The following is a 26,544-nucleotide window of genomic DNA, read 5'->3' as shown; positions in this document are numbered from 1 at the left end:
GGGAGAACAGCATGACCCAACGAAGCGCCCGGGTGATCGCCGCCTCCAACCGCGCGGCGCGGGGAGTCTACGAGGACCGCACCGGTCCCGTGATCGTGGACTGGCTGCGACAGCGCGGTTTCCGGGTGCCCGACGCCGAGGTCGTCGGCGACGGCGAGCCGGTGGGGGAAGCGTTGCGCTCGGCCGTCTCCGAGGAGGTGGAGGTCGTGCTGACCACCGGCGGTACCGGCATCAGCCCCACCGATCGGACTCCCGAGATGACCGCGCGGGTGCTGGACTTCCCCGTGCCGGGCTTGGCGGACGCCCTGCGCGAGGCCGGGTTGCCCGAGGTTCCCACCGCGATCCTCTCGCGCGGGCTGGCCGGTGTCGCGGGCAGCACGCTCGTCGTCAACCTTCCCGGATCGCGTGGGGGAGTGCGGGACGGTCTCGAGGTGCTGGACGGCGTGCTGGAGCACGCCTTGGAGCAGTTGCGCGGTGGTGATCATCACCGCGGCCCGGAGTTGTCTCCCACCGCGACCGCGGGGAGCGGCACGGCCGAGCCCGCGACGGCGGACTCGGTGGCCAGCTTCGGGGAGGCCGGAGTCGTGATCGCCGGAATGACCGAGGAGAGCATCGACGTGTCCCGGCTCGCCGAGCGGGTGGAGCATCGCGCGGCGGGTGCCGTGGTCACGTTCGCGGGTGCCGTCCGCGACCACGACGGTGGTCGCGGGGTCCAGGAGTTGGAGTACACCGGTCATCCCTCGGCCGAGGAGGTGATCTCGGAGGTGGCGGCCGATGTGCTCTCCCGCTCGGAGGGGGTGCGCGCGCTCGCGGTGCAGCACCGCACCGGGATGTTGGGGATCGGTGACGTGGCGCTGGGCTGCGCGGTCTCGGCCGAACACCGCAAGCAGGGCTTCGACGCCTGTGCGGAGCTGGTGGACGAGGTGAAGCGGCGGCTTCCGGTGTGGAAGCGCCAGGTCTTCGACGACGGGCAGGAAGAGTGGGTCAACTGCCCTTAGAAAGTGTCAGGATGCCTTGATCAGGTGGTTGCTTAGCCGGCACGTGAGTCGGCGCCTTGGGAGTGTTGGGCCGGCTCTTGAGTAGCGACCTACGCGGCGAGCGGCCCGGCCTTGCAATGCATCCGACTCACGCACCGGGGACATGCGCGCTGCTCACGCCGTATGGTCGCGTCCCCACGGCGGTCTTCGGGGTGGAGATTTCGCGAGAAATCGACGCCGCCCCGAGGTGAGGTGGCGGAACCTCGCGCACGGCTCTCGCTGCGGGGAGGCCCGACATCGGGTAGCGACCTACACAACGTCGGGCCTTCCTCGCGAGAGCCGCACGCGAGAACCCGCGGCGGTGTGGGCTGCGTGCGTGGTGGTTCGGCGTTGCCACGCCGAAAAGGACATCAGTCGGTTGGTGAGTAGCGACCTACGCGGCGAGCGGCCCGGCCTCGCGATGCATCCGACTCACGCACCGGGGTCCCCGGCGCAGCGGCGCGGCGATTTCTCGAGAAATTGACACCCAGGTGGTGGTGCCGCGGCTCCGGCGAGGCTCATCGTCGTTGTTCGGCGCTCGAACCGTCGTGGTGTCGTGCGCCGGTGAACACGACCGTGATCCCTCGCACGAGCAGCACCAGTGCCAGCCCCAGCAGTCCGCCGCTGACGTTGTCGAGCCAGTCCTGCGTGCTGCAGTGCCGAACGAACAACGTGAATCCCTGAGTGGCCTCCACCAGGGCGGGCAACAGCAGTATCACCGCCGCGACAGCGGTCGTTTGCAGCCAGTTCCGCACGGCCAGCCCGGCGCAAACCCCGAACGGCAGCAGCACCAGCGAGTTCAACGAGCTCTGGGTCGGCGTGGGCAGATCCAACAGTCCCGAGCTGTCGGGCCAACCGAGTGGGCAGGCGAAGATCCGGCGCGTGGACAGCCCGAACTCCGGTCCGCTCTGCGGGGTGAGCGTCACCGCCGTTCCGGCGGCCAGTGCCGTCGTCGCGGCCAGGGTCGGGATCTTTCGCGTTCCGGCGGCTCGTGCCAGCCTGCCGTGCAGCGCGGCCCCCAGCAGCGCCAGTACCACGAACACCGCCACCGAAGCGGGTGACACCACGGTTCGGAGCACGGCTTCGAGCACCGCGCTCCCTTCGATCGGGGCCGAAACCGTGATCCATTCTGGTGCCGTGGCCGAACGGTGTCCAGCCGCGCCCGAAGCCCCGATCCCTTGCGAAATCGTGCGGCGGACAAGAACGGGGCCCCGCCGCTGGGGGAAGGCGGCGAGGCCCCGAGCTCTGGGGCCCGGTTTCCGCGTCCCCGGCTAGGCGCCGGGCCGGTGCTCGCTCCCTCGATCCCGAGAACCGGTTCGCGTCCGGGCGCCGGGCTCCGCGATGGAGCTCGGCCGTGTTTCGGTTAGCGCGTCATCAGCGGATGTCGAGCTGCTGACCCGGGAAGATCAGGTCGGCGCTCTCCAGGATGTCGCTGTTGCGCTCGTAGATGTCCTGGTAGTGCACGCCGAACCGCTGACCGATCTCGCTCAGCGTGTCGCCGGAGCGGACGGTGTAGTCGGCGCCGTTCGAGCGCACCGTGGACTGCTGGGACTGCTGCCCGGAGTCCGACTCGGTCTCGGCGGGCTGCTCCTGCTCCGGGGCGGGGTCCTGCTTCGGGGCGGGTTCCTGCGGCGCGGCTGCCTGCTCCTGGGCGGCGGAGTCCTCGGAGACGGTGCCCGCGCTCTCGGTGCTGCCGCTGACCCAGTTGGTCTTGGCGGTGCAGCCCGGCCAGGCACCGGGACCCTGCTGGGCCAGTACCTTCTTGGCGATGGCGATCTGCTCGGCACGGCTGGCCTGGTGGGCGTTCGGGGCGTACTGGTCACCGCCGAAGGCCGACCACGTCGAAGGGGTGAACTGCAGGCCGCCGTAGAAACCGTTGCCGGTGTTGATGTGCCAGTCCCCGCTGGACTCGCACTGGGCGAGCTCGTCCCAGTCCGCGGCACTGGCCGGAGCGGCGACCGCGAGCGGCGTGGCCACCACAGCACCCGCGACGGCCACCCTGGCGGCGTTGCGAGTGAAATTCGACGACTTACGGTGCTTGCCCTTGTAACGAGCCATGTCCCTCTCTCCTGCCGCGCCTGCGGGAGTTCCGACGGCTCCGAAGGGAACCCGGATTCCGTGGAGTTTCGGGGGACTCCAGCGGTTTCCCGTCCCTGCCCGGTTTCGTTTCGCTCGGGGGTAGGAAGCCCGCCGGGCAGAGCTCGGCGCTGCGGACTTCCCGGTTTCTCGTTGTTCCGGCCGGTTCGGGGCCGACCGATGGGAACAGTACGTAATCGCGCAAGCGAACGGAAACTTAATGGAATGTGACGCTAGTCACAGTAACATGGTTTCGGGGTCACTCGATCAGGGGTATTTGTGCAGCGCACGGCGTTGTTATCAAGCCGTTTCCGAGTCGATATCGATCACTCGCGGTGAGGTCTGAGTCACCTTTGCGGACCCGGTTTCGATTGCACAGATCCAGTGTGGTAGGTCCGCTCCGTCATTTTTTGCTGTCGTGTGGAAGGAAGTTGCGCGACGGACGGTTCTACCACTCTTAGCTATTCGATGGTCGCGAAGCGCGGTCGAAAACGGTTCATCGGGTGATCCGTCACCCGGTTGTGGAATACGGAAGATGTGGCGCCGGAAACGCGGCTGTGAGATCCCGGTGAAATCACACAAAAGAGTTAGGTAGACACGCCGAGGCATGGTCTCCGGCGTGTCGGTTCCTCGCCGCTGTTGTACCCGGCCCGAGGTTCCCGGCCGGTGGCTCGCGGCCGGTGGTCGACAGCGACTGGTGGAGAGCCGAGGTGTCGGTCGGAGCATCGCGATGCGGACCCGCTCAGCCGCCCGCGAACGGTGGCAGCACGTCGAACTCGGCCCCGTCCGGAACCGACACGGTCTCGTCCCGCACGGCGACCCCGTCGAGCAGGAAACCGCACGCTCCGACCACCCGGGCCAACGGTTCCTCGTGCGTTGCCAGTACGGCTCGGACCACGTCGGCCGCGGACACCGGCACGTCAGCGGCGCTCGGGCTCACCCGCAGCGTCTCCTCCGCGAGCCCGGCCGCCGCGCGGGCGCCCGCGAAGTACCGCACCCGCACCGCGACCGTCGTCGCGGCGGCGGAGCCCGTCGGCGGTGGTTCCGCGGGCTCCGGTGGGACGAGCTGTGATTCCTGCCGGTCGTCCATCATCGGCCGAGGAGTCCTTTCGGGATGCCGTGTCGGCTCGTCGGGATGCCGTGTCGGCTCGGAGGTCCGGACGCGCGCCGGTCGGCGCCCGCCGAACCACCGAGCGAGTAACGCCTCGAGAAGTTCTAGCCGCCGATCGAGCTCATCGGGCGGGAAGGCTGCGCGAAACCCTCCTCGTCCATGCCGTGACCCGCGGCCTTGGCCCACATGGTCTCCCGCCACAGCCGGGCGAGTTCCTCGTTGTCGGCGCCCTCCCGCATCGGTTCGCGCAGGTTGGTCTCGGTCTGCGAGAACAGGCAGGAGCGCAGCTGTCCGTCGGCCGTCAGCCTGGTGCGGTCGCACGTGGCGCAGAACGGCCTGGTGACCGAGCCGATCACTCCGACCGTCGCGGGACCACCGTCGACGAGCCAGCGTTCGGCCGGGGCCGAACCTCGTTCGGCGCTGTACGGGGTGAGGGTGAACTCCTCACCCAGCATCCGCAGGATCTCGTCCGCGGTGATCATCTCCTCGCGGTCCCAGCCGTGTTGCGGGTCCAGCGGCATCTGTTCGATGAACCGCAGCTGGTAGCCCCGCTCCAGGCAGAACCGCAGCAGATCGCAGGCCTCGTGATCGTTGGTGTTCCGCAGCAGTACGGCGTTGACCTTCACCGGTTCCAGTCCGGACTCCTTGGCCGCACGCAGTCCGTCCAGCACGTCGTCGAACCGGTCCCGGCGCGTCAGCCGGTGGAACGTTTCCCGATCCAGGGTGTCCAGCGAGATGTTCACTCGGTCGAGCCCCGCCGTGGCCAGCTGGTCGGCGAACCTGCCGAGGTTGATGCCGTTGGTGGTCAGTGAGGTCTTGGGAGCCCGCGGCAACTCGCTGGTGGCGGTGATGATGTCCACCAGGTCCTGCCGCAGCAGCGGTTCACCACCGGTGAAGCGGACGTTGGTCACCCCGAGTTCGCGTACCGCGAGCTCGATGAGCCGGATCATCTCCCCGGTGTCGAGCATCTCGGAGCGCTTCATCCACGGCAAACCCTCGGCGGGCATGCAGTAGGTGCAGCGCAGATTGCACTTGTCTATCAGGGACACCCGCAGGTCGGTCGCGATCCGTCCGAAGCGGTCGACCAGGTACGGCGTATCCGGACGCGCCGACGTGTCGATCGTCCGGCGGGCGACCGGGATGCCCAGGTCCACGGAAGTCACACCGCTCAGCGTAACCGCCAGGTCGGGGCGAATTCGATCGCGCGAAACGGTTTTGTGCCGGTGCGCTCAATCGGTAAGGCCTAGACCGCGCGGGGTTCGGAGAAAAACACGAAAACTTCTTCAGTCCGTGAAAGCGGAACAAAAGCCCTGGATCGAACCGCATTCGCGAGTTTAACCTGTTTTTCGTGCCGCAATATCGTGTTTCCGAAGCAGCGGAACTGCTCGGCGTCAGCGACGACACCGTTCGACGTTGGGTGGACGCGCAGCAACTGCCCGCCGAGTCGGACGGTTCCGGTCGCCTGGTGGTCGAGGGCTCGGCGTTGGCCGAATTCGCCCGCGCCAGAGCCAGAGCCGCCCGTGACCCCTCCGGCATCGAGCGCTCCGCGCGCAACCGCTTCGTCGGGCTGGTCACCGAGGTCACCTCGGACACCGTCATGTCGCAGGTCGAACTCCAGTGCGGGTCCCAGCGGGTGGTTTCGCTGTTGAGCACCGAAGCGGTGACCGACCTCGGGCTCCGCCCGGGAGTGCTGGCGGTGGCCGTGGTCAAGTCCACCGCCGTGGTAATCGAGACCCCTGGAGGTGGGCGATGAACCGCACACCTCGCGGCACGGCTCCGACGGCGGTGCTGGTGGTCCTGCTGTCCCTGCTCAGCGGCTGTGGTGCCGCGTCGAGTGATCGGAACACCCTGACGGTACTGGCAGCGGCCTCACTGACCGAACCCTTCCGCGATATCGGCGACGAGTTCTCGAAGCGCGAACCCGACGTCGACATCCGGTTCAACTTCCAGGGCTCCTCGCTGCTGGCGGAGCAGATCAGGCAGGGCAGCGGCGGTGACGTGTTCGCCTCCGCGAACACCGACATGATGGCCAAGGTCCGCCGGGCCGACGCGCTCGCGGGTGAACCCCAGACCTTCGCCACCAACCAACTGACCATAGTGGTCCCACCGGGCAATCCGGCGGGGGTCGAGTCGCTCGCCGACCTCACCGACCCCGACACCTCGCTCGTCGTCTGCGCTCCGCGGGTGCCGTGCGGTTCGGCCACCGAACGGGTCGAGTCCGCCTCCGGCGTGCGGCTAAACCCGGTCAGCGAGGAGAGCGACGTCAAGGACGTGCTGCACAAGGTCGTCGCGGGCGAGGCCGACGCCGGACTCGTCTACGTCACCGACGCCGGTTCCGCCGGTGACGAGGTCGAGGCGATCGACTTCCCGACCTCCGACGAGGTGATCAACGAGTACCCCATCGCCCGCCTGGCCGCGGCGGAGCACCCGGAACTCGCCGGTCGGTTCGTCGAATTCGTGCGCGGTGAGCGGGGACAGCGGATCCTCGGCGAGTACGGCTTCGGTGCGCCGTGAGCGAATCGGGGCCACGACGCATCCGCCTCCCCGGTCGGCGCGCACGTGCCGGGGAGCGAGCGGTGGGGGTACCCCTGCCGCTGCGGCTTCCCGCCCTGCTGGCGCTGGCGCTGATCGTGCTGCCGGTGCTCGGGCTGTTCGCCCGCATCGACCCCGGGCGGTTGCCCGCGCTGCTCACCAGCCCGACCGCGCTGACCGCGCTGGAGCTGTCGGTGCGGACCGCACTGGCAGCGACCGTGCTGGCGCTGCTGCTCGGCGGACCACTGGCCGTGGTGCTGGCGCGTTCCCGCTTTCCCGGGCTGCGGTTCGTGCGCGGTTGCGTGCTGCTGCCACTGGTGCTGCCCCCGGTGGTCGGCGGGCTGGCACTGCTCTACCTGCTGGGCCGCACCGGCTCCCTCGGCGGACCGCTGCGCGACTGGTTCGGACTGACCCTGCCGTACACCACCACCGCCGTGGTGCTGGCGCAGACCTTCGTCGCCATGCCGTTCCTGGTGGTGAGCCTGGAAGGAGCGCTGCGCGCGGCGGGAACCGAGTACGAGCGGGTCTCGGCCACCCTGGGGGCGGGGCCGTGGCTGACCTTCCGGCGCGTCACACTGCCCATGCTGCTTCCCCCGCTGGGATCCGGCCTGGTGCTGACCTTCGCACGCGCGCTCGGCGAGTTCGGGGCCACCATCACCTTCGCGGGAAGCCTGCGCGGCACCACCCGGACGCTGCCGCTGGCCATCTACACCGAAGCGCAGGCCGACGTGGAGGCTGCCGTGGCGATGTCGCTGCTGCTGGTGGTCATCGCCCTGCTGGTGATCCTCGTCGCCCGACCGAAGGCGGTGGAAGGACGTGCCTGACCGTATCGACGGCCCTGATCGTACCGACGGTTCCGGCCCTACCGACGGTTCCGAGCTCGCGGGGTACGCCACCGTGCCCTACCCGGCGAACCCGCCCGGCGGGGGAGAGGCCCGCGAGGAGAGCGGGTTGGTCGCCGAGGTTCGCCTGCGGCGCGGCGATTTCACGCTCGAACTGGCCTGCCGAGTGCCCCCCGGAGAAGTGCTGGCCGTGCTCGGCCCGAACGGGGCGGGCAAGTCCACGCTGCTGACCGCGCTGACCGGCTCCGTTCGCCCGGAACACGGCGGGATCCGGCTCGCGGACCACACCTGGCTGGACACCCGACGTCGGATCGACGTCCCCACCCACCGCCGCGGCGTCGGACTGCTCGCCCAGCGGGCGATGCTGTTCCCGCACCTCACGGCGCTGGACAACGTGGCATTCGGGATACGCGCCTCTGGTGTTCGCAGGAAACCGGCACGGCGTGCCGCGCTGGAGTGGCTGCGGCGAACCGAGACCGGTGATCTCGGTGACCGTGAACCGTCCGAGCTGTCCGGCGGACAGGCGCAGCGGGTCGCACTGGCACGGGCGCTGGCCGCCGAGCCCGAGCTGTTGCTGCTCGACGAGCCGCTGTCCGCGTTGGACGTGGCGGCGGCTCCCGCGATGCGGGGACTGCTGCACCGGGTGCTGGGGCAGCAGCGACGGCCCTGCGTGCTCGTGACGCACGACGTGCTCGACGCGGTGGTGCTCGCCGACCGGGTCCTGGTGCTCGACCGGGGTGCCGTGGTCGAGCAGGGCAGCACCCATCGAGTGCTGTCCCGCCCCAGGACCGCGTTCACCGCGCGTATCGCCGGTCTCAACCTGATCACCGGCACCGCAACCGGCGAGACCGTACGGACACCGCGGGGCAGGGCGCTCCACGGCAGCGTGGTCGAACCGACCACTCCCGGAGAACCCGCCGCCGCCGTGTTCCCACCGACGGCGGTGGCGGTGCATCCCCACGCGCCCGAGGGGAGCCCGCGCAACGCGATCCCGGTACGGGTGGTCGGTATGGAACCCCGTGGCGACGCGATCAGGCTTCGCGGCGAGACCGACTCGCCCGACTCGGAGGCCGCGCTGGCCGCCGACATCACTCCCGCTGCCGTCGCCGAGCTGGGGCTGCGGATCGGAGACGAGGTTTTTTTCGCGGTCAAGGCCACGGAAGTGGCCATACACCCGGTTTCCGGTGGATGATCGAGGGGTGACTGAGATATCCCCCTGGACCTACCTGATGGACATGGACGGCGTGCTGGTGCACGAGGAACACATGGTTCCCGGTGCGAACGAGTTCCTCGCCGACCTGCACGAACACGGACTCCCCTTCATGGTGTTCACCAACAACTCCGTCTACACCAGGCGAGACCTGCGGGCGCGGCTGCAACGCAGCGGGTTGGACGTACCGGAGTCGTCGATCTGGACCTCCGCGCTGGCCACCGCGCAGTTCCTGGACCAGCAGCGCCCCGGTGGCTCCGCCTACGTGGTGGGCGAGTCCGGACTGACCACGGCGCTGCACGACATCGGCTACGTGCTCACCGACCGCGAGCCCGACTACGTGGTGCTCGGCGAGACCCGCACCTACAGCTTCGAGGCGATCACCAAGGCCATCCGGCTCGTCGAGGGCGGTGCCCGGTTCATCGCGACCAACCCGGACGAGAAGGGACCCAGCCGGGAGGGAACGCTGCCCGCCACGGGAGCGGTCGCCGCGCTCATCGAGCGGGTGACCGGGCGCGAGCCCTACTACATCGGCAAGCCGAACCCGCTGATGATGCGTTCGGCGCTGCGGGAGCTCAAGGCCCACTCGGAGAACACCCTGATGATCGGTGACCGGATGGACACCGACGTCCGCTCCGGACTGGAGTCGGGGTTGCAGACGATCCTGGTGCTGTCCGGAATCTCGGACCGCGACACCGCCGAGCACTTCCCGTACCGTCCCACCAAGGTCATCGACTCCGTGGCGGACCTGGCCGGGCGAGTGGCCAACCCCTTCGACTGATCGGGGACCGTTCCTCCTCGACCGGGTGCCTCGGAACGGCGCCTTCCGCCCGGGCGGTCGTACGCGGCACGAGCCAGAGCGGGCACCCGCTCGTCACGCCGGAGTCCGCACGACAGCGCCCGAGGGGAGGACGCGGCGGTGCCGAACACCGGGGGCGGGTGTCGGCGCTGCCGCGCCGATCGTGCTCACTCGACGTCTCCGGGCCCTCGGAACCGCGAAGCGACTGCCTGCTCGCGGTGGCTCGACCGGGAGCCGAGCGTGCGCCGTACCGACCGTCACCGACGCGGCACCAGCGCGTGGGCGTCGTCGGTGTCCACGATTCGTTTGCCGAACGGCACCAGCGAGACGGGAACGAGCTTGAAGCTGGCGATCCCCAGCGGGATCCCGATGATCGTCAGGCACATCGCCACCCCCGTGGTGATGTGTCCCAGCGCCAGCCACCAGCCTGCCAGGATGATCCACAGCACGTTGCCGATCGCCGAGAACGCCCCCGAACCGCGTTCGTCGACCAGTCGCCGACCGAAGGGCCACAGCGCGAAGTTCGCCATCCGGAACGAGGCGATGCCGAACGGGATGCCGATGATCGTCACGCACAGCAGTATCCCGGCGAAGACGTAGCCGAGGGCCATCCAGAAGCCGCTGAGCACCAGCCAGACGATGTTGAGAAGCAGTCGCATGACACCACGATGCCAGCTCCCGGTGCGGGCAGGTTCGGGGAGAATCCCCCAGTTTTTCGGAGAAGTTCCGGTTTCGCGGCCGATTCGCACCGCCGTAGAGCCTTCCGCCGCGCCGCCCGACGTGTCGTTACGCCGCGAGCGTTCCCGCCAGCACGGTCACCGCACGGCCTCCCAGCACCACCCGTCGGCCTTCCAGCCTGGCCCGCACCGTTCCGCCACGTGCCGATGCCTGCTCACCCACCAGCTCCGTGCGTCCCAGTCGTCCCGCCCACCAGGGGGCCAACGAGCAGTGCGCCGATCCGGTCACCGGATCCTCGGGAATGCCCACGGCGGGAGCGAAGAACCTGCTGACGAAGTCCACCTCCGGTCGGTCGCTCGTGGCGGTGACGATCACGCCGCGCTCGGCGATTCGCGGTACTTCCGAGAGGTCGGGGCGCAGCTCGCGCACCAGTCCCGCGTCGTCGAGGTGAACCAGCAGATCGGTGTCGCTGCGGGCCACGGCGATCACCCGCTCGGGGGCGATGTCGCCGAGCGCGGCCACGACGGAGAGGTCCTCGACGGGTTCGTTCGGTCGCAGCGGAAAGTCCATCTCCACTGTGCCGTCGTCGGTAGCGGTGCAGGTCAGCTCACCGCTGCGGGTGTCGAACCGCTGCGAACCGCCGAGCACGTGGGCGGTGGCCAGCGTGGCGTGCCCGCAGAGGTCCACTTCGGTGGTGGGGCTGAACCAGCGCAGCGGCTTCGCCGCGTGCTCGTCGACCCCGGTGACCACGAACGCGGTCTCGCTCTGGTTGAACTCGGCCGCCACCGCCCGCATCCAGGCCGGATCGGCGGGTTCGTCGAGCAGCACTACCGCCGCCGGATTGCCGCTGAAGGGAGTGTCGGTGAAGGAGTCGACGAGGTAGCTCCGCATGATCGACATTCTAGTACCCAGTAGGAGTTCGTCGGCCGGGTTTTTCGACGTACTCGGCACCGAAACCCCGTGAACCCTCGACGCCGTCGCGACAGTGCGCAATCATGCGGTTCCACTGCCCTGAACGGCGTAACGGAGGTAGCCGTGTCGCACACCGACCGCGCGGAGCTCGCTGTTCCGACCACCAGCCCCAGCTATTCCTCGGGGACCTCCGACGTCCCGCTCATCGGCGAGACCATCGGTGCCAACCTGCTGCACACCGCGGAGCGGTTCCCGGAGCGGGACGCGATGGTCGAGTTCGCCACCGGACGCCGCTGGACCTACCGCGAGTTCGTCGCCGAGGTGGACGCGCTCGCCATCGGTCTGCTGGAGACCGGGCTGGTCAAGGGGGACCGGGTCGGCATCTGGGCGCCGAACCGCGCCGAGTGGACACTGGTGCAGTACGCCACCGCGCGGATCGGCGCGATCCTGGTCAACATCAACCCGTCCTACCGGGTGCACGAGCTGGAGTACGTGCTCGGCCAGGCCGGGGTTCGCACGCTGATCTCGGCGGAACGGTTCAAGACTTCCGACTACGTGGACATGGTCGGGCGGGTTCGCCCGAGCTGCCCCGAGCTGGAGCGGGTGGTCTTCCTCGGAAGTCCGGAATGGGACGAGCTGTTCCGGTATCCGCTCGACCCCGCGCGGCTGCGTCGTGCCGAGGATGAGCTGTCCGCCGACGACCCGATCAACATCCAGTACACCTCCGGAACGACCGGTTTCCCCAAGGGTGCGACGCTGTCGCACCACAACATCCTCAACAACGGTTTCTTCGTCGGTGAGCTGTGCGGCTACACCGAGCGGGACCGGGTGGCGATCGTCCCGCCCTTTTACCACTGCTTCGGGATGGTGATGGGCAATCTGGCCTGCACCAGCCACGGTGCCGCCATGATCATCCCTTCCGAGGGGTTCGACGCGGCCTCGGCGCTCGGTGCTGTGCGGGCCGAGCGCTGCACATCGTTGTACGGCGTGCCGACGATGTTCATCGCCGAGCTGGATCTGCCCGACTTCGCGGATTACGACCTGTCCTCGCTGCGCACCGGCATCATGGCGGGCTCGCCCTGTCCGGTGGAGGTGATGAAGCAGGTCATCGAGCGGATGGGGATGGGCGAGGTCGCCATCTGCTACGGGATGACGGAGACCTCGCCGGTGTCGGTGCAGACCAGGGCCGACGACTCGCTGCGACGGCGGGTGTCGACCGTGGGCAGGGTGGGGCCGCACCTGGAGGTGAAGATCGTCGATCCGGACACCGGGCTGACCGTGCCGTGCGGCGAATCGGGGGAGTTGTGCACGCGCGGGTACTCGGTGATGCTCGGCTACTGGAACGAGCCGGACAAGACCGCCGAGGTGATCGACTCCGCACGCTGGATGCACACCGGCGATCTGGCCGTAATGGACGAGTACGGCTACATCAGCGTCACCGGCCGCATCAAGGACATGATCATCCGGGGTGGCGAGAACATCTATCCCCGCGAGGTGGAGGAGTTCCTGTACACGCATCCGGACATCCTGGACGCCCAGGTGATCGGAGTGCCGGACGAGCGCTACGGCGAGGAGCTGATGGCCTGGGTCCGGTTGCGGGAGGGCGCGGAGGAACTCACCCCCGAAGCGCTGCGGGAGTTCTGCCACGGCGAGCTCGCCCACTACAAGATTCCGCGTTACGTGCGGGTGGTCGACGAGTTCCCGATGACGGTCACCGGCAAGGTGCGCAAGGTGGAGATGCGGGAGCGGGCGAAGGAGATGCTCGGGATCGGGTGAACCGATGGGAGGGGTGGCCCCGGTGGTTACCGGTGCGGGCAACGTGCCGGTGCGCCGGGGCACCCTGCCAGGATGCGGCGCACCCACCGGGTGCGGGTCTCGCGCACGGGGGCAGCTCGGTCTCCGGGGCGAACCCGTGGAAACCGCCGGGCCGGGCTCTTCTCCGTCTTCCGGGAACCGCTTCACCGCTTGCTCGGATGTCTTGTGCTCGCAGCACGTTCACCTGCAGGACAGCGTCACTGCGGATGAACGTGACGAGTATCAGTCCGTTGTCCGCGGTGGTCGTCCACTGATCTGTCCCCTCGTTGTACCGGCTGATCGACTTCGGGTCGCTCGCCAACCGCGAGTTGAGTTGGTCAACTTTCTTGCGTCGATCAGCGGATAGTTTGTTATACGCGTCGAGCGGGACATCGCTCCAGATGACTCGGTACTTCGCCATCAGCCGTCCACCCGCAGTCCCGAATCGATTTCCCGGTGGACGCCGTGCTCGTCCCTGCGCCAGAGAACGCCGTTCTCGTCTCGTTGCCACGACGTGCCGTCCGTGTCGTGTTGCCAGACCTTGGAGAAGTCGCCGCGTTCGGCGCGTTCGATGGCGTCCCGCTCTTCGTCGGTGATCGGTTGGGCCGCGTTCACGGCGCTTCCCCACCAGCGAAGGAGGACTTCGTCGGTGTGGGAGGTGTCGAAGTCCTGGGCGACTTCCCACAGCGCGCCCCGGAATTCCCGTTCGAACGCTGTGCGGTCCTCGCCTTCGAGGACCTCCCGGAAGACCTTGGCATCGCGGTGCACGTTGCCCCGGATCTTCCAATCGCTGCTGTCGACCACGCTTTCTCCCTCACCGGAAACCGCCCAGCAGGTACTCCGCTCGCGACGGGAAGACGAGCGGACGGCAACGCTCCTGTACCGCCAACCAGAGTGCCGTGGCGTCGAGCCGCGGTCCACGACCCGCGCGCTCTGTCAGACGAACGAGCTACGAAATCCGGCGAAGTCACGCGTCCCGAGCGGCGAGCACCACACACTTCGGACGGTTGATCGAGACAACCGTGGCTCCCGGAGCGGTCCGGTTCTTCGACCCGGTCGAGAACGGTTTCCACTCCGACGAAGCGGTCGCCGATGATCATTCCGCCGCCGTGGGTGTGGTAAAAGAACGGACCACCGGCGATTTCGCGAGAAATTGACGGACCGGCGGGTCGTTTCGGCGCTCCCGGGAGCGGTTGCCCCGGGTGTCCTTCGACCGGTCGAAGGACACCCGGGGGCACAGGATCGGCTCCTCCCGTCGGTGGTCAGCGCGATCCGATGGCCTCGCTCAGAATCCGGTGTTGCCGTTGCAGGTGACCACCGCGTGCTGACCGTTGCTGGTGTTCTCGGCCAGGACCTCGCCGTCGACGGTGATCTTGCAGGTGATGTCGCCGCCGCTCTGCCCGTTCTGCGCGGACAGCGAGTAGAACTGCACGCTGTCGGCTTTCCCGGTCTCCTTGCTCCAGGGCAGTTCGGCGTTGGTCTGCTGGCTCGTCTGGGTGCCCTTGCCGTAGGTGATCGAGCTCGCGCCTCCCGAGCCCGTGACCTCGTAGATCACCTTGCCCGAGCCGGCGGCGTCCTGACCGTCGCCGGAGGACTGTCCCTGCCCGTCGGAGCTCGCGCTCGGCGCGGGCGCCGACTGCTCCTGAGGGGTCTCTCCCGGGCCGCTGTTCATCTCGTCGAGTTGATCGTTGACCGCGTTGGTGAAGCTCACGAAGACGACGATCGAAACGATGAACGCGACCACTCCCAGTGCCAGCCCTATGTAGCTCATCACCAGGTTGGTGGCCGTGCCCTTGTGACCGCGCACCACGCCGATGATCCCGAAGATGATCGCCAGTGCCCCCAGGATGAACCCGAAGAAACCGATGACCGGGATCCACGCCAGCAGGATCCCGATTATCGCCAGCACCAGAGCGGTGATCCCCATGCCGTTCTTCGGGGCAGCCTGTCCCGGCTGCTGATACATCTGTGCAACCTCTCTGTCGATTACGGACAGCGTGCCGCGCACGCTGTCCGCGACATCGCGATCGGGAGCGAAATCGTTTCGGGAGCGGCGGTAACGAAACGGCCACGACCGGTTCCGGACGTCGGACCGGCGATTTCGCGGGAAATCTATGCCCCGGCTCGGACTCGGGCTGGACTCACGAACCGTTCGTCCCACCCCGGTCGATCCGCTCCAGCTCCGCGGCGTCCTCTTCGCCGAACTGCTCCTCCAGCCGTTCCGGGGCGGCGTCCACGTCGATGCTCGCCACGTCGGCACCCCGCGCCGCCGAGATCGCGCCCAGTCGCCTGCCCGCCCGGTCGGAGGCGTACGCGGAGAGCTCGTCGAGGTCGAGGCCGAACGGTTCCTGATCGCCGGCCCAGTCGGGCCGCCACTGGATCTGCTCGACCGCGTGGGGCAGCAGTTCGTCCATCCGCTGTTGCACGAGTTCCCAGTTGCGCTCGTCCGCGGCCACGTGTCGGCGACAGGTGAACGTTCCCCAGGCCATGTGGCGGCGTTCGTCGTCGCCGATCCGACGAATCAGTTCCCGCATGCCGGGCAGGATGTCGCGCTCCCGGCATATCTTGTTCCACGCGTAGTAGCCGGTCAGTGCCAGTGTTCCCTCGACGATGTGGTTGTAGGTCACCGAGGCGCGCACCTGGTTGGCCGGGCTCGGGTCCCGATGCAGCGTGTTCAGCGACTCGGGCAGGGCCTCGTAGAAGATCGCACGGTAACCCGGATTCTCCGCCACGTACGGGTGCAGGTCATCGGTCAGGCCGACGGCGTCCAGCCAGAGCCTGAACCCCAGGGTGTGCTTGCTTTCCTCGAAGGCGAACTGCGTGAGGTAGATCTCGTCGGCGAACCGTCCCTCGGTGCCCATCGCCGAGATGAACGGCTGCAGGTCCTCGGTGACCGCCTCCTCACCCGCGATGAACTGGGCGCAGAGCAGTGCGACCCCCTGCTGCTCCTGCTCGGTGAGCTCCCGGAAGTCGGCGGCGTCGCGACTGAAGTCGATCTCGGCCGGGTTCCAGAACTTCGCGTTGCCCTTGTCGAACAGCCGCAGCGGTAACGCGTCCCAGTTGACGCCGCCCGCGCGCAGCGAGTGGAAGTCGGTGCGCTGTGCCGGGCTTCGGTCGGGTGCGGTGCTGCTCATGGTTTCACCTTCACGGGTTGTGACGAGGGCAACACCGAGTATTTTCGATACGCGTCAGTTCCGCGTCAAGGTTTTCCGTGTGCCCCGCACCAACAGCGAGACCAGCGCGATCCCCAGGCCCAGCGGACACAGCATCGCGCACGCGTTGAGCCACCAGGGCAGGTCACCGTAGCCTGCGGCCCAGAGTCCGAAGATCACCAGGATGACGGCCAGTCCGGCGCAGAACATCCCCACTGCCACCGGTATCACGACGTCGCGTGCGGGTGCTGTCATGTGACCAGCCTATTGAAGCTCCTCGCCCGCCCTCGCCGGGTCCCCGAGCGACGGGTGGCCCCGAGCGACTGAGCTGAGCCGTCCGAGGGCTGAGCCGTCCGAGGGATGGTTCCGTGCCGGGACTGCCCACTGATTTCGGCCACGCGGAGTGTCGGGGAACATCACGGGGCGGGATTTTCGATCGGGCGCAACGCAGCCTGTGGCGTTGTTGTGCGCCCGGGGCCAGGTACGCTTGAAATCGACGCGTCCTGGAACGCAATCGCCGCAACAGGCTCGCAGTGGCCGTTAGGGGGTGGCGTGTCCGGGGCGCGTTCGTCGTGCCGGAGCAGTTTCCGATCGGCGCCGACGCTTAGTGGCAACAATCGAATGTAGGTAGCAACGTTTCCCGGAACCGCGCGGTACCAGTGCCGCATGGCCGGGAACACGTATCTGACAGGGAACGGTGAGGACTGTGCCGACCGGCAGGGTCAAGTGGTACGACGCGAACAAGGGCTTCGGCTTCGTGACCCAGGACGGTGGGGAGGACGTGTACGTGCGGGCCTCCGCGCTGCCGTCCGGGGTTGAGGCGCTCAAGACGGGACAACGGGTCGACTTCGACCTGGCCCAGGGCCGCCGTGGTCCCCAGGCGCTCCGGGTGCAACTGCTCGATCCGCCCCCATCGGTGGTGGAAGCCCGTCGACGCCCTGCCGACGAGTTGCACGGCATGGTCGACGACATGATCAAGCTTCTCGAAGCCAGTGTGCTGCCCGAGCTCGACAAGGGGCGTTACCCGGACAAAAAGGTGGCCAAGCGGGTCGGTGGGGTCGTGCGTGCCGTGGCTCGCGAACTCGATCCGGGCGGCTCCTGAAGCTCACGCCGCCCCGCGTCCGAACGGTGTCCGATGCGAGACGGTCACGGTGAGGCGACGGGCCCGGCATCGCGCTCAGCTCGTCACCGGCTCCTGCTCTCGTGAGTTACCCACCACCCAGGTTCCGCCGATGACGAACTGCAGCTGACCGGTCTGGTTGACACTCACCGTGCCGTACCGCTGCACCTCCACCTGGTCCAGCCGTGCCCCGTCCTCGGGCAGCTGAAGAGTGTACGCGTGTTGCTCGTCCTCGCCGCTCATCACGCCGCTGCGGCCTCGCAGCCGCTCACCGGAGTCACTCAGGTAGGTGAACACCACCTGCCACGGCGCGGACGCGACCTCGTCGGGAACCGAGATCTGCAGCGGATAGCCCGCGGGCATCGGCAGTTCACCGGCGGCTTCCGGGGCCGGCTCGCCGCACTGCCTGGCGAGGCGTTCGCAGTACTGCACCGGCGGGACGCGTACGGACTCGCCGTGCGAGTAGAACGTCACGCCCGGTTCGTCCGGTACGGAACAGCCCGCCAGTAACAGGGGGGCCAGCATGAGCAGTGCTGTCAGTCCTCGGCGCACGCCGCTGACCTTACGACCCCGTGGCGCGGCCCGCCCGGCCCGGTCCCGCCGTGCGTCTCGGTCCCGCCGCGCACCGCGATCCGCCGTTCGCCGCCCCCGGACCGAGGACCCGGCACGCGCGATCACTCCGCCGGCACGAAGCGCACCCGGAACATCTTCGGCCAGTTCTTCCCGGTGAGCAGGAACCGCCCCGGCTCATCCGTGGCGGCTATCCCGTTGAGCACCCCGGCCCGTTCGGCCTGCTCGGCGTTGAGCAGGCCGCTCGCGTCCACCACAGCGGTCACCCGGCCGGTGTTCGGGTCGATGCGCACAATCCTGTCCGTGCGCCAGACGTTGGCCCACACCGAGCCGTCCACGCACTCCAGTTCGTTCAGCTCCGTCACCGGCTCGCCGCCCAGCCGCACCGACACGCTGCCGCGTTCGGCGAACGATTCCGGATCACGGAAGGTCAGCTCGTCCGTGCCGTCGCTCATCACCAGTCTGTCCGCGAAGGAGCACAGGCCCCATCCCTCTCCTCGGTAATCGACGCGACGGATCTCACCGAGATCGTCGCTGTCGCGCAGTATCGCCGTTCCGGACTTCCAGGTCAGCTGCCAAACGCGGTCATCCGTCAGGGTGATGCCCTCGCCGAAGAACCGGTCCGGCAGCCGGACCCGGGCCGACTCGCGCCCGGTTGTCAAGCTTTTCGCCCGCAGAACCGATTCACCACGTTTACCGGTGCTTTCGTAGAGTGTTCCCGAGTCAATTTCCAGACCCTGGGTGAACAAGGACGGATCATGTGGCAGAACGTGGATCACATCGGCACGCAGGTGTGGCACGCTGCCTTCGTGCCACAAGCCCTGTTCGCTCTCATCGCGGCCCTGGTAGCCGTGCTGTTCTGGTTGGTGCGGCGTTCCGCATCGAGAGATCATCAGGATCACCAGCGGAACGAGGCATACCAGCAGCAGCCTCCCGGTTCGACTCCGGCGTCCTCCGGTGCGGATTCCCCTCCCGCTGAGGGGGAACCGTCGGTGAGGTCCGATTCGAGTCCGCCGCTGCCGAATTCGCACCCCGAAAGCGTGGCACGCCCGGATACACCGCAAAACACGTGCGGCACAATCGGAAGTGTGACGCCTATGCCTGCTCCGATCAGCGACGTCGAGACGGCGTCCGCGCCAAGCACCGCTGCCGGGGGCGAGCGGCGACCCGATCCGAAACTCGCCGGGGCGGTGGAGACCGCGCGTTCCGCCGCCGAGGAGGAGGCCGTGATCGGCACCGACCCCACCGGCTCGCCGGTCCTCGTCATGGAGACGAACGGGGAAGCCGTCGGGGAGCACGTCGGTGTCGAGCACGAGTCCGAGCACGCTGCCACGCACTACTTCGAGACGACGTATCGGGGCTACGTCGGCTGGCGCTGGGCGGTGACCGTGGCCACCTCAGGCCCCGACGACCCGGTGACGGTCAGCGAGGTGGTGTTACTGCCCGGTCCGGAGGCACTGGTGGCTCCGGAGTGGTTGCCGTGGAGCGAACGGATCCGCCCCGGGGACCTGGGGGCGGGGGATCTGCTGCCCAGCGGGCAGGACGATCCCAGGCTCGCGGAGGGCACGTTGCCGGGTGACGACGATCCGGTGACGGAACTCGCCTACGAGGTGGGTGGCGGCAGGCAACGGGTGCTCAGCAGAGAGGGACGACTCGAAGCGGCCGAGCGCTGGGAGTCCGGTGAGTTCGGCCCCGACAGCGAGACCGCCCGGCTGGCACCCGGACCTTGCGGTAGTTGCGGCTTCCTCCTACCACTGGCCGGATCGATGCGAGCGGCTTTCGGGGTGTGTGCCAACTCGGTCTCGCCCGCCGACGGGCGCGTCGTACACGTCGAGTTCGGCTGCGGAGCTCATTCCGAGGGCGAAGTGGACACTTCCTCCACCATTCCGGTGGCGGAGGTGGTCTACGACGACACGTCCCTCGACTTCGAGTCCCGGGACGCGAAGTGAGAGCCGATCCGGTGGAGCGTTACCGGAAGTGAATCGCTCGGGCACCGATGGGTGCCCGTCGCGGGCTCGGCCGCCGAACGGCTGCGGAACGCACCAGAACGGCGCGTCGTCCCGGTTCCCGGGGCGGCGCGCTCGTTCCACCGGTGGGCGACCTCCGGTAACTCCGGCGAGGGCTTCGGCGAGTCAGTGCGCCGCTCGCAGCGCCGCCGTATCCACGGCGTAGGTGGCGACATCGGCGAAGTCCAGGATCGTGACGGTGTCCTCACCCACGGTCCAGGCGTCGTGACCCGGTTCGATGTGAACCACCTCGCCCGCCTTGACCACGCCGTAGGAGCCGTCGTTCATGGCCACGTGCAGGTTCCCGCTGAGCAGGTAGGCCACATGGCGTTGCTGACAGGACTCGGTACCAGCCAGCGGTCCCACGTCCCGCGACCAGTGCCAGCCGGGTTCGAGCACGAACCTCCCGACGGCGGAACCGTGCAGGTCGAACAGCTCCAGCCTGCCGTGCGGGAACTCGCGGATCTCGGTGGGGTCCGCGAACGACATCGATACCAGTGATTGCATGATCTTCCCCCTGACTGATGTTCTCCGGTCGGATCGACGTCCGGATGACGTCCGTGCACCGGGTGCCGAACCGGCCTTTCGCTCCTGGCCGCCTCTCCCGCGCGTGCTGCGGCGGTGACGCCCCGCCTCGACGTGGGACGCTCCGATTCGTCCCAGCGGCGTCGGCTCGCGGTGGTTCCGTCCGGTGAGCGCCTCGGCGAGGTCGTGCGGAAGCCGTCGCCGCCGTCCCGAACCGCCGTGCGGACCGGTCACTCCGCTCGTGCCGGTTCGATCGTGGTGCTCGTCGAACGTGCTCGGCGCAGCCGCTCGTCGCGGTGGCCTCGTCCGAGCCCCTGATCGCCGTCCGGTGAGCGGGTGTCCTCGCAGGATACAGTGACACCCCGGGAAAAGCCCGGCAAAGCGGCCTGTTCAAGAGGACGAAGTTGAGCGATTCAGCGGACAACGTGGCCACGGACGACTCGTCCGATCCGTTCGGCACGGCGGCGTTGCGCGCCGCCGTGCTGGATGCCTGGCGCGGCTCGCCCACCCGGTTCCGGGAGGACGCCAACGCGGAGGAGGACCTCCGGCTGGGCGGCTACCGGGACCGGCTGCTGGTCGAACTCGCCCAGAACGCCTCGGACGCGGCACGCGCGGCCGGGACGACCGGACGGTTGTCGGTCCGGCTCGCCGACGGTGAGCTCAGGGTGGCCAACACCGGGGAGCCGCTCGACGGGACGGGCGTATCGGGACTGACGGCGTTGCGCGCCTCGCCCAAACGCGCCGAGCCGTCCGTCGGCAGGTTCGGTGTGGGCTTCGCGGCGGTCCTGGCCGTAACCGACGCACCCAGGCTGGCCACGGCCGCCGGTGGTGTGGAGTTCTCGGCCGCCCGGACCCGTGACGAGGTGGCGGCGCTGGCCGAGTCGAGTTCGGAGACACCCGCCGCCGTGACGGAACTGGCCTCCCGCGGCGGTCAGGTGCCGGTCCTGCGGCTCGGTTGGCCGACCGACGAGCGGCCCCCCGAAGGGTTCGACACCGAAGTCGTGCTGCCACTGCGCTCCGACATCGATGGCGAGAAACTGCTGGACGACATGGCGGAGCAGGTGGTGGACCTGCTGCTGGCGCTGCCCGCCCTGCATCACGTCGACATCGGCGACCGGCACTGGTCCCGCACGGATTCCACCGACGACAGGGTCGTGGTGCACACCCCCGAAACCACCCGGCAATGGCTGGTCGAACGCGCGACCGGGGAGTGGCCGGAGTCCACGCTCAGCGGCATAGGGGTGGAGCAGCGCGAGCACTCGCGTTGGTGGATCTGCTGGGCGGTGGAGCTGGCCGGTGACGGTACCGTGCTGCCCTCGCGCGGCGACGTGCTGCACGCACCCACCCCCACCGAGGAACGGCTCTCGCTGCCCGCCCGGTTGTTGGCGGGTGTACCCGTGGAACCGGACCGCAGGCGGGTATCGGAGTCACCCGCCACGAGGGTGGTGCTGGAACGGGCCGCCGCTGCCTACCCGCTGCTGCTGTCGCGGTTGGAACCGCTCGAACGGTCCGCGCTGGTCCCGGAACCCGGATTTCCGCTGTCGGACACCGACGAACGGTTGCGCCGCGACGTCGTCGAGCGGCTGACCGAGGCCGAGTGGTTGCCCGCCGCCGACGGTTCGATGATCGCGCCCCACCGCGCGACCGTGTTGGACCCGTTCGCCCCCGAACTGGTCGAACTGCTCGCCGAAGTGGTGCCGGGCCTGCTCGGGGCGGACCTCTCGGAGTCCCCGCACGCCACCGCGCTGCGTTCCCTGGGAGTGCACCGCATGGGAGCGGCCGAGGTCGTCGAAGCCGTGACCGGGCTCGACAGGCCGGCGGCGTGGTGGCGGCGGTTGTACGAGGCGCTGCTGCCGATCGAGCGTGCCGACCGCACGGCCCGCGAGGAGCTCACCGCGCTGCCGGTTCCGCTGGCCGACGGCCGAACCGTGACCGGAGTGCGGGATCTGCTGCTGCCCGGCGACGGTGCGGAGGAAGCCGTGGCGGCACTGGCCGAACTGGACGTCACCGGGCTGCGGATCGCGGCGGCCGAGGCGGTGCATCCGCTGCTGGAACGTCTCGGCGCGCACCACGCGGGGGCTTCCGAACTGCTGGACGCGCCCGCCCTGGTCGAGGCGGTGCACAACAGCGTGGCCGACGCCCGAGCCGGAGCCGATCCCATGCGGCTGGCCGAACCGGTGCTTCGGCTGGTAGGTGAGACGGGCCATCGCGACTGGCTGGGTGCGTTGGCGTTGCCGGACTCCGACGGTGAGGTGCGCCGCGCCGACGAGCTGCTGTTGCCGGACGCGGCGCTGCTGGAAGTGCTCGATCCGCACGCCGTCGGTCCCGACGCGCCGTTGCAGACCGTCGCGGGTCACGTGGTCGAGCGGTGCTCGGCCGAGCGGCTTCGTTCCGTCGGGGTGCTGGACTCGTTCGCCGTGCTGGTCGAGGAGGAACCCACCTCGCCCCACGAGGGAGTGGCCGACGCGGAGGTCTGGTGGCGAGAGTTGGAACGCCTGCGCGGTGACGAGTGGCCGCCCCACCGGTTCGTCGGAGTGCGGGACCTGGATCTGGTCGCCGAGGACGCCTGGCCCGCGGCGCTGCGGCTGCTCACCGCCGACCCCGAAACCGCCCGCGCCCTGCGCGAGCCCGACGGCTACACCCCCTGGTGGATAGCCCGGTTCGCCGTGCTGGGCGGGCGTTCCCCCAGGCAATGGCGGCTCGCGAACGCCGAGCAGCTCGCGGGGCTCTACGACCCGGTGCCCGATGTCGGTGTGGACGAACGAACCCTGCGGCTCGTGGGGGTACGCGCCGAACTGACGGTGCACGACACCGCGGACGCCGCCGAGCTGGTGACGCGACTCGCCGACCCGGAGCGCGGGGTGCGCGCGGGACTGACGCTGGGTGCCCACCGCGCGTTGGCAGAGGCGGTGGCCTGCGACCGGCTCGATCCGGGCGATGTCGACCCGCCGCGAGCGGTGCGGTCGGTCAGCTCGGCGGTGGTCTCCGCCGATCGCGCGGTGGTGTTGGACGAGCCGTGGTTGCTGGGGGTCTTCGAACCGGCTCTGGTGGTGGCCGGCGGGAACTCGCACGAGTTCGACGCCGAGTCGCTCGCCGAGCTGCTCGATCTGCCGCTGGCTTCCGAGCAGGGTGTGGTCGAGATACTCGGGCAGGGCGTCACGCAGTCCTGGCAGGACGTGGCCAGGGTACCGGGCGCCTGCGAACTGCTCGGGATATCCGTGCCCCACGGCGAGGTCGAACTGAGGGACGGCCTGCGGGTGCGTACCTCGGAAGGGGAGCACCGGGTGCACTGGTGGGTCGACAACGCCGGTGCGATCTACAGCGAGCGGAGCTCGGACGGGTTGGCCCGGGCGCTGGCCTGGGCGGTCGATCGTTGGCAGGACCGGTTCACCCTGGCGGCGCTGCTGGCCGACCCGGACGCCACCACGCTGCTCCGCTGAGGTGCCCGCCCGGTGTGGTTTGCCGCCGCTCGGTTGCGGAGCGGCTCACCTTCGGGGCGGCGTCGATTTCTCGCGAAATTTCCGCTCCCGAGGCCGCCGTCGGGAAGCGACCATGCGGTTAAGCAGCGTCGCTACCCGATGTCGGGCCTCCCCGCAGCGAGAGCCGTGCCAGAGGTTCCGCCAAGTGAGAGCGGCGAAAGCCTGGTCGACAAAGTTCTGTTGAGATGTCAGCCGTCGAGTCCGGCGAGTCCCTGCCAGGAACCGCGGGACCCGCGCCGTGATGCCGAACGCTGCCAGCGAAAGACACAGTAGCCGAGCACTCCCAGCGCACCACCGGTCACACAGGTCCAGAACCGTACGTCGACCCCCGAGCTCGTCCAGCCGAGCATGCCGAACACCACGGCGGCCACCAGCCAGCACAGCGTGCCGGTGACCACGACCGGAGTCGGACCGGCGAGTTTGGCCGGCAGCGGAGGGACCGGGCGCATCTGTGGCGGTCCGGTGGGAGCGTCGTTGTCGTCCGCTGCCACGGTCGTCCTCTCCCTTCGATCGGGATTCGTTCGGGGCGAGACGCTTTCGCCGGGAGTTCGCGTCCGTGCTCGGTCCACGAGTCGAGGGGCGCGACACGACCGACGGGGTGCGCGGTACGGGAGTCGTCAGCCTACCCGTGCCGTCCTGTGACTGCCGCGTCGCGGCGGAATTGTCCGTTATTTTGCTAGACTAACGAGGTGTCTGAAACGGCTGAACGCGAGCGCACTCTGGCGAGCAGACTGCGCATCGCCATCGTTCGCCTGAACCGCCGGTTGCGCGCGCAGACCGAATCCAGTGTGACGCTCTCCCAGATGTCGGCGCTGGCCTGCCTGTGGCGGAACGGGCCGCTGGCACCCAGGGAGCTGGCCGCCCAAGAGGGGGTGCGGCCTCCCTCTATGACCAGGGTCATCGCCGCGCTGGAGGATCTCGGTCTCGTGTACCGACGTCAGCACCCCACCGACGGTCGTCAGGCCATCGTGGAGCTGACCGAGGCGGGCAACCAGCGCATGGAGCAGGAGGTCTCCGTGCGGGAGCAGTGGCTCGATCTGCGTCTGGCGGAACTCACGGACCAGGAGCGCGACACGCTCTCCAGCGCGGCGCGCATCCTCGAGCGGATGGCCCGATGACGCCTACCCCGCCGTGGTTGCCCGCGGAGCGGAGTTCTCGGCCTGCCCGGCGCCGACACGACCGGCGCCGCGGTCACCCGCGCTCGCTCCCGTGGACGGTGCTCGTCCCGTCGTAGTCCGCACTCGGTGTGCCCGCCGCGGCGAGCGATCCTGCGGGAGGCTCCGTCGACCGAGCCCCCGGTGGGGCGGCGCGGAGCGCCCCGACCAGCGAGCGATGCCCCCGACGAACCGAACGGTTGACCGCAGCAGATGTCCAAACCCGCCCAGCAGGAGTCCGACAGGCCGGAACGGAACAGCCGGTCATCCGCGTCGGATGAATCCACTGGCGGGCGGGCGCGCGGCGGGATGTTTCGTTCGCTGCGGGAACGCAACTACCGCTACTACGCCTCCGGGCAGGTCGTCTCGCTGACCGGTACCTGGATGCAGCGCGCCGCGCAGGACTGGCTCGTACTCGAACTCTCCGACGGGTCGCCGGCCGCACTGGGAGTGGCGGTCGCGTTGCAGTTCCTGCCGACCCTGTTGTTCACCCTCTACGCCGGAGTCATCGCCGACCGGGTCGACAAGCGTCGACTGCTGATCGCGGTGCAGAGCGGAATGGGGTTGTGCGGCGTGGCACTGGGGCTGCTCGACGTCGGAGGTGTGGTCGAACTCTGGCACGTCTACGCGCTGGCCCTGGGGTTGGGGTGCTTCTCGGCCGTCGACGCCCCGGTGCGGCAGTCCTTCGTGGTCGAGATGGTCGGGGCCCGAGAGCTGCCCAACGCGGTCGCCCTCAATTCGATGACCTTCAACCTCGCCCGCATCGTCGGTCCCGCGATCGCCGGTGTGCTGATAACCCTGATCGGTACGGGGCCGGTCTTCTTGATCAACGGGTTGAGCACGGGCGCCGTGGTGCTCGGCCTGTTGCTGATGGATCCGAGCCGGTTGCACCGGACATCGGGAGCCACGGAGGAGAGCGGCAGGCTCCTGGCGGGACTGCGTTACGTGTCGCGGAGTCCGCGGCTGATCGTGGTTCTGGCGCTGGTCTGCTGCGTGAGCACGTTCGGGATGAACTTCGAGAACGCCTTCGCGGTGATCGCGCGCAACGTGTTCGACCGGGATGCCGCCGGATACGGCTTGCTGATCACCGCACTGGCGGTGGGCACGCTCAGCGGCGCCTCGCTGGCGGCGCGTCGGGCCGGTGGTAGGCCCCGGTTGCGGCTGGTCTTCGGTGGTGCCGCCGCGTTCGGCGCCCTCGAGGCGGCGGCTTCGCTGATGCCCTCCTACCGCAGTTTCGCGGTGGCGCTGATCCCCGTCGGGATCGCCGTGATGACCTGTACCACGGCGGCCAACTCCACGGTGCAGCTTTCCGTGCACCCGGAGATGAGGGGCAGGGTCATGGGGCTGTACATGATGCTGTTCCTCGGTGGCAGGCCGGTCGGCGGGCTGCTCTCCGGTTGGTTGGCGGAGATCTTCAACGGCAGGGCGCCGTTGTTGCTCGGCGGCATCGGCGTGGTGCTGGCGAGCCTGGTGGGTGCCATCGTGTTGGCGCGGAGTTCGGAACGGGAGAGCGGCTCGGCGGGGTTGCCGCGAGAAGCAGGTTAGGCTAACCTAAATGATGTCGCTTC

The 26,544-nt window shown here is 68.9% G+C and carries 27 protein-coding genes; 13 read left to right on the top strand and 14 right to left on the bottom strand.

Going from position 1 to position 26,544, the window contains the following annotated elements:
- The first annotated feature begins 11 nt into the window (after positions 1 to 11).
- Complete coding sequence (locus tag BM150_RS13730; protein ID WP_092927790.1) at positions 12 to 998, top strand: molybdenum cofactor biosynthesis protein MoaE; 987 nt, start codon at positions 12 to 14, stop codon at positions 996 to 998.
- A 536-nt stretch (positions 999 to 1,534) separates the two neighbouring features.
- Here BM150_RS13730 and BM150_RS13725 read toward each other — a convergent pair.
- From BM150_RS13725 to moaA, 4 genes are all read right to left on the bottom strand, one after another.
- Positions 1,535 to 2,107: a VanZ family protein gene (locus BM150_RS13725; protein WP_175496818.1), complete on the bottom strand. Its 573-nt coding sequence runs from the start codon at positions 2,105 to 2,107 to the stop codon at positions 1,535 to 1,537.
- Positions 2,108 to 2,390: 283 nt separating this feature from the next.
- A complete protein-coding gene (locus BM150_RS24930) occupies positions 2,391 to 3,074 on the bottom strand; it encodes a LysM peptidoglycan-binding domain-containing protein (protein WP_092927650.1) in 684 nt (227 codons plus the stop codon).
- Positions 3,075 to 3,834: 760 nt separating this feature from the next.
- Positions 3,835 to 4,182, bottom strand: a complete 348-nt coding sequence (locus BM150_RS13715) for a MoaD/ThiS family protein (protein ID WP_425427421.1) — start codon at positions 4,180 to 4,182, stop codon at positions 3,835 to 3,837.
- A 125-nt stretch (positions 4,183 to 4,307) separates the two neighbouring features.
- Positions 4,308 to 5,366 (bottom strand): GTP 3',8-cyclase MoaA, encoded by a 1,059-nt coding sequence (gene moaA / locus BM150_RS13710; RefSeq protein WP_175496817.1) that lies wholly within the window; start codon positions 5,364 to 5,366, stop codon positions 4,308 to 4,310.
- Between the two features lie 185 nt (positions 5,367 to 5,551).
- On the opposite strand from moaA, the gene BM150_RS13705 reads away from it, so the two are divergent.
- From BM150_RS13705 to BM150_RS13685, 5 genes are all read left to right on the top strand, one after another.
- Complete coding sequence (locus BM150_RS13705) at positions 5,552 to 5,956, top strand: TOBE domain-containing protein (RefSeq protein ID WP_092927649.1); 405 nt, start codon at positions 5,552 to 5,554, stop codon at positions 5,954 to 5,956.
- Positions 5,953 to 6,717, top strand: coding sequence for a molybdate ABC transporter substrate-binding protein (gene modA, locus BM150_RS13700; protein WP_092927648.1), 765 nt, complete (start codon positions 5,953 to 5,955; stop codon positions 6,715 to 6,717). The genes BM150_RS13705 and modA overlap by 4 nt, the downstream gene beginning before the upstream one ends.
- 62 nt (positions 6,718 to 6,779) lie before the next feature.
- Positions 6,780 to 7,559 (top strand): ABC transporter permease, encoded by a 780-nt coding sequence (locus BM150_RS13695; RefSeq protein ID WP_092927647.1) that lies wholly within the window; start codon positions 6,780 to 6,782, stop codon positions 7,557 to 7,559.
- Between the two features lie 73 nt (positions 7,560 to 7,632).
- Positions 7,633 to 8,769: a sulfate/molybdate ABC transporter ATP-binding protein gene (locus BM150_RS13690; RefSeq protein WP_092927787.1), complete on the top strand. Its 1,137-nt coding sequence runs from the start codon at positions 7,633 to 7,635 to the stop codon at positions 8,767 to 8,769.
- Between the two features lie 37 nt (positions 8,770 to 8,806).
- Positions 8,807 to 9,568 carry an HAD-IIA family hydrolase gene (locus tag BM150_RS13685; protein WP_175496830.1) on the top strand — a complete coding sequence of 254 codons (762 nt, stop codon included), beginning with the start codon at positions 8,807 to 8,809 and terminating at the stop codon, positions 9,566 to 9,568.
- Between the two features lie 275 nt (positions 9,569 to 9,843).
- On the opposite strand, the gene BM150_RS13680 is transcribed toward BM150_RS13685, so the two are convergent.
- Positions 9,844 to 10,245: a YccF domain-containing protein gene (locus tag BM150_RS13680; RefSeq protein WP_092927645.1), complete on the bottom strand. Its 402-nt coding sequence runs from the start codon at positions 10,243 to 10,245 to the stop codon at positions 9,844 to 9,846.
- A 127-nt stretch (positions 10,246 to 10,372) separates the two neighbouring features.
- Positions 10,373 to 11,155, bottom strand: a complete 783-nt coding sequence (locus BM150_RS13675) for a PhzF family phenazine biosynthesis protein (RefSeq protein ID WP_092927786.1) — start codon at positions 11,153 to 11,155, stop codon at positions 10,373 to 10,375.
- 144 nt (positions 11,156 to 11,299) lie between these two features.
- Here BM150_RS13675 and BM150_RS13670 point away from each other — a divergent pair, with 144 nt between their 5' ends.
- Entirely contained in the window at positions 11,300 to 12,952 is a 1,653-nt protein-coding gene (locus tag BM150_RS13670) for an AMP-binding protein (RefSeq protein ID WP_092927644.1), read from the top strand.
- 438 nt (positions 12,953 to 13,390) lie between these two features.
- On the opposite strand, the gene BM150_RS24150 is transcribed toward BM150_RS13670, so the two are convergent.
- The gene (locus BM150_RS24150; protein WP_092927643.1) at positions 13,391 to 13,774 is read right to left on the bottom strand and encodes a DUF6247 family protein; all 384 of its coding nucleotides are present in this window, start codon (positions 13,772 to 13,774) and stop codon (positions 13,391 to 13,393) included.
- 203 nt (positions 13,775 to 13,977) lie between these two features.
- Between BM150_RS24150 and BM150_RS24145 the strand changes: the two genes are divergently transcribed.
- Positions 13,978 to 14,127 (top strand): hypothetical protein, encoded by a 150-nt coding sequence (locus tag BM150_RS24145; RefSeq protein ID WP_175496816.1) that lies wholly within the window; start codon positions 13,978 to 13,980, stop codon positions 14,125 to 14,127.
- Between the two features lie 128 nt (positions 14,128 to 14,255).
- Here the strand turns inward: BM150_RS24145 and BM150_RS13660 are convergent, their stop codons facing one another.
- The 3 genes from BM150_RS13660 to BM150_RS13650 form a co-directional block, all read right to left on the bottom strand.
- A complete protein-coding gene (locus BM150_RS13660) occupies positions 14,256 to 14,936 on the bottom strand; it encodes an MmpS family transport accessory protein (protein WP_092927642.1) in 681 nt (226 codons plus the stop codon).
- Positions 14,937 to 15,111: 175 nt separating this feature from the next.
- Positions 15,112 to 16,104 carry a R2-like ligand-binding oxidase gene (locus BM150_RS13655; protein WP_092927641.1) on the bottom strand — a complete coding sequence of 331 codons (993 nt, stop codon included), beginning with the start codon at positions 16,102 to 16,104 and terminating at the stop codon, positions 15,112 to 15,114.
- A 54-nt stretch (positions 16,105 to 16,158) separates the two neighbouring features.
- Positions 16,159 to 16,377 carry a hypothetical protein gene (locus tag BM150_RS13650; RefSeq protein WP_092927640.1) on the bottom strand — a complete coding sequence of 73 codons (219 nt, stop codon included), beginning with the start codon at positions 16,375 to 16,377 and terminating at the stop codon, positions 16,159 to 16,161.
- Positions 16,378 to 16,828: 451 nt separating this feature from the next.
- Here BM150_RS13650 and BM150_RS25095 point away from each other — a divergent pair, with 451 nt between their 5' ends.
- Positions 16,829 to 17,224 carry a cold shock domain-containing protein gene (locus tag BM150_RS25095; protein ID WP_092628913.1) on the top strand — a complete coding sequence of 132 codons (396 nt, stop codon included), beginning with the start codon at positions 16,829 to 16,831 and terminating at the stop codon, positions 17,222 to 17,224.
- Positions 17,225 to 17,299: 75 nt separating this feature from the next.
- Here BM150_RS25095 and BM150_RS13640 read toward each other — a convergent pair whose 3' ends face one another.
- Both BM150_RS13640 and BM150_RS13635 read right to left on the bottom strand, forming a co-directional pair.
- Positions 17,300 to 17,794 carry a DUF2771 family protein gene (locus BM150_RS13640; RefSeq protein ID WP_092927785.1) on the bottom strand — a complete coding sequence of 165 codons (495 nt, stop codon included), beginning with the start codon at positions 17,792 to 17,794 and terminating at the stop codon, positions 17,300 to 17,302.
- Positions 17,795 to 17,916: 122 nt separating this feature from the next.
- Entirely contained in the window at positions 17,917 to 18,705 is a 789-nt protein-coding gene (locus BM150_RS13635) for a glutaminyl-peptide cyclotransferase (protein ID WP_092927784.1), read from the bottom strand.
- Positions 18,706 to 18,909: 204 nt separating this feature from the next.
- On the opposite strand from BM150_RS13635, the gene BM150_RS13630 reads away from it, so the two are divergent.
- Complete coding sequence (locus BM150_RS13630) at positions 18,910 to 19,761, top strand: DUF3027 domain-containing protein (protein ID WP_092927639.1); 852 nt, start codon at positions 18,910 to 18,912, stop codon at positions 19,759 to 19,761.
- A gap of 183 nt (positions 19,762 to 19,944) precedes the next feature.
- On the opposite strand, the gene BM150_RS13625 is transcribed toward BM150_RS13630, so the two are convergent.
- Complete coding sequence (locus BM150_RS13625; protein WP_092927638.1) at positions 19,945 to 20,325, bottom strand: cupin domain-containing protein; 381 nt, start codon at positions 20,323 to 20,325, stop codon at positions 19,945 to 19,947.
- 422 nt (positions 20,326 to 20,747) lie between these two features.
- Here BM150_RS13625 and BM150_RS13615 point away from each other — a divergent pair, with 422 nt between their 5' ends.
- Positions 20,748 to 23,783: a sacsin N-terminal ATP-binding-like domain-containing protein gene (locus tag BM150_RS13615; protein ID WP_245755486.1), complete on the top strand. Its 3,036-nt coding sequence runs from the start codon at positions 20,748 to 20,750 to the stop codon at positions 23,781 to 23,783.
- A gap of 227 nt (positions 23,784 to 24,010) precedes the next feature.
- Here the strand turns inward: BM150_RS13615 and BM150_RS13610 are convergent, their stop codons facing one another.
- Positions 24,011 to 24,313, bottom strand: a complete 303-nt coding sequence (locus tag BM150_RS13610) for a DUF2530 domain-containing protein (protein WP_245755485.1) — start codon at positions 24,311 to 24,313, stop codon at positions 24,011 to 24,013.
- Positions 24,314 to 24,511: 198 nt separating this feature from the next.
- Between BM150_RS13610 and BM150_RS13605 the strand changes: the two genes are divergently transcribed.
- Entirely contained in the window at positions 24,512 to 24,940 is a 429-nt protein-coding gene (locus tag BM150_RS13605; protein ID WP_092927636.1) for a MarR family winged helix-turn-helix transcriptional regulator, read from the top strand.
- Between the two features lie 249 nt (positions 24,941 to 25,189).
- Complete coding sequence (locus BM150_RS13600; RefSeq protein WP_092927635.1) at positions 25,190 to 26,521, top strand: MFS transporter; 1,332 nt, start codon at positions 25,190 to 25,192, stop codon at positions 26,519 to 26,521.
- Positions 26,522 to 26,544 lie beyond the last annotated feature (23 nt).

Source organism: Actinopolyspora alba (assembly GCF_900112765.1).
In the GTDB taxonomy this organism is placed as follows: Bacteria; Actinomycetota; Actinomycetes; order Mycobacteriales; family Pseudonocardiaceae; genus Actinopolyspora; species Actinopolyspora alba.
Note: the sequence above shows the minus strand (reverse complement) of the source record. Positions and strands in the feature narration are given on the sequence as shown.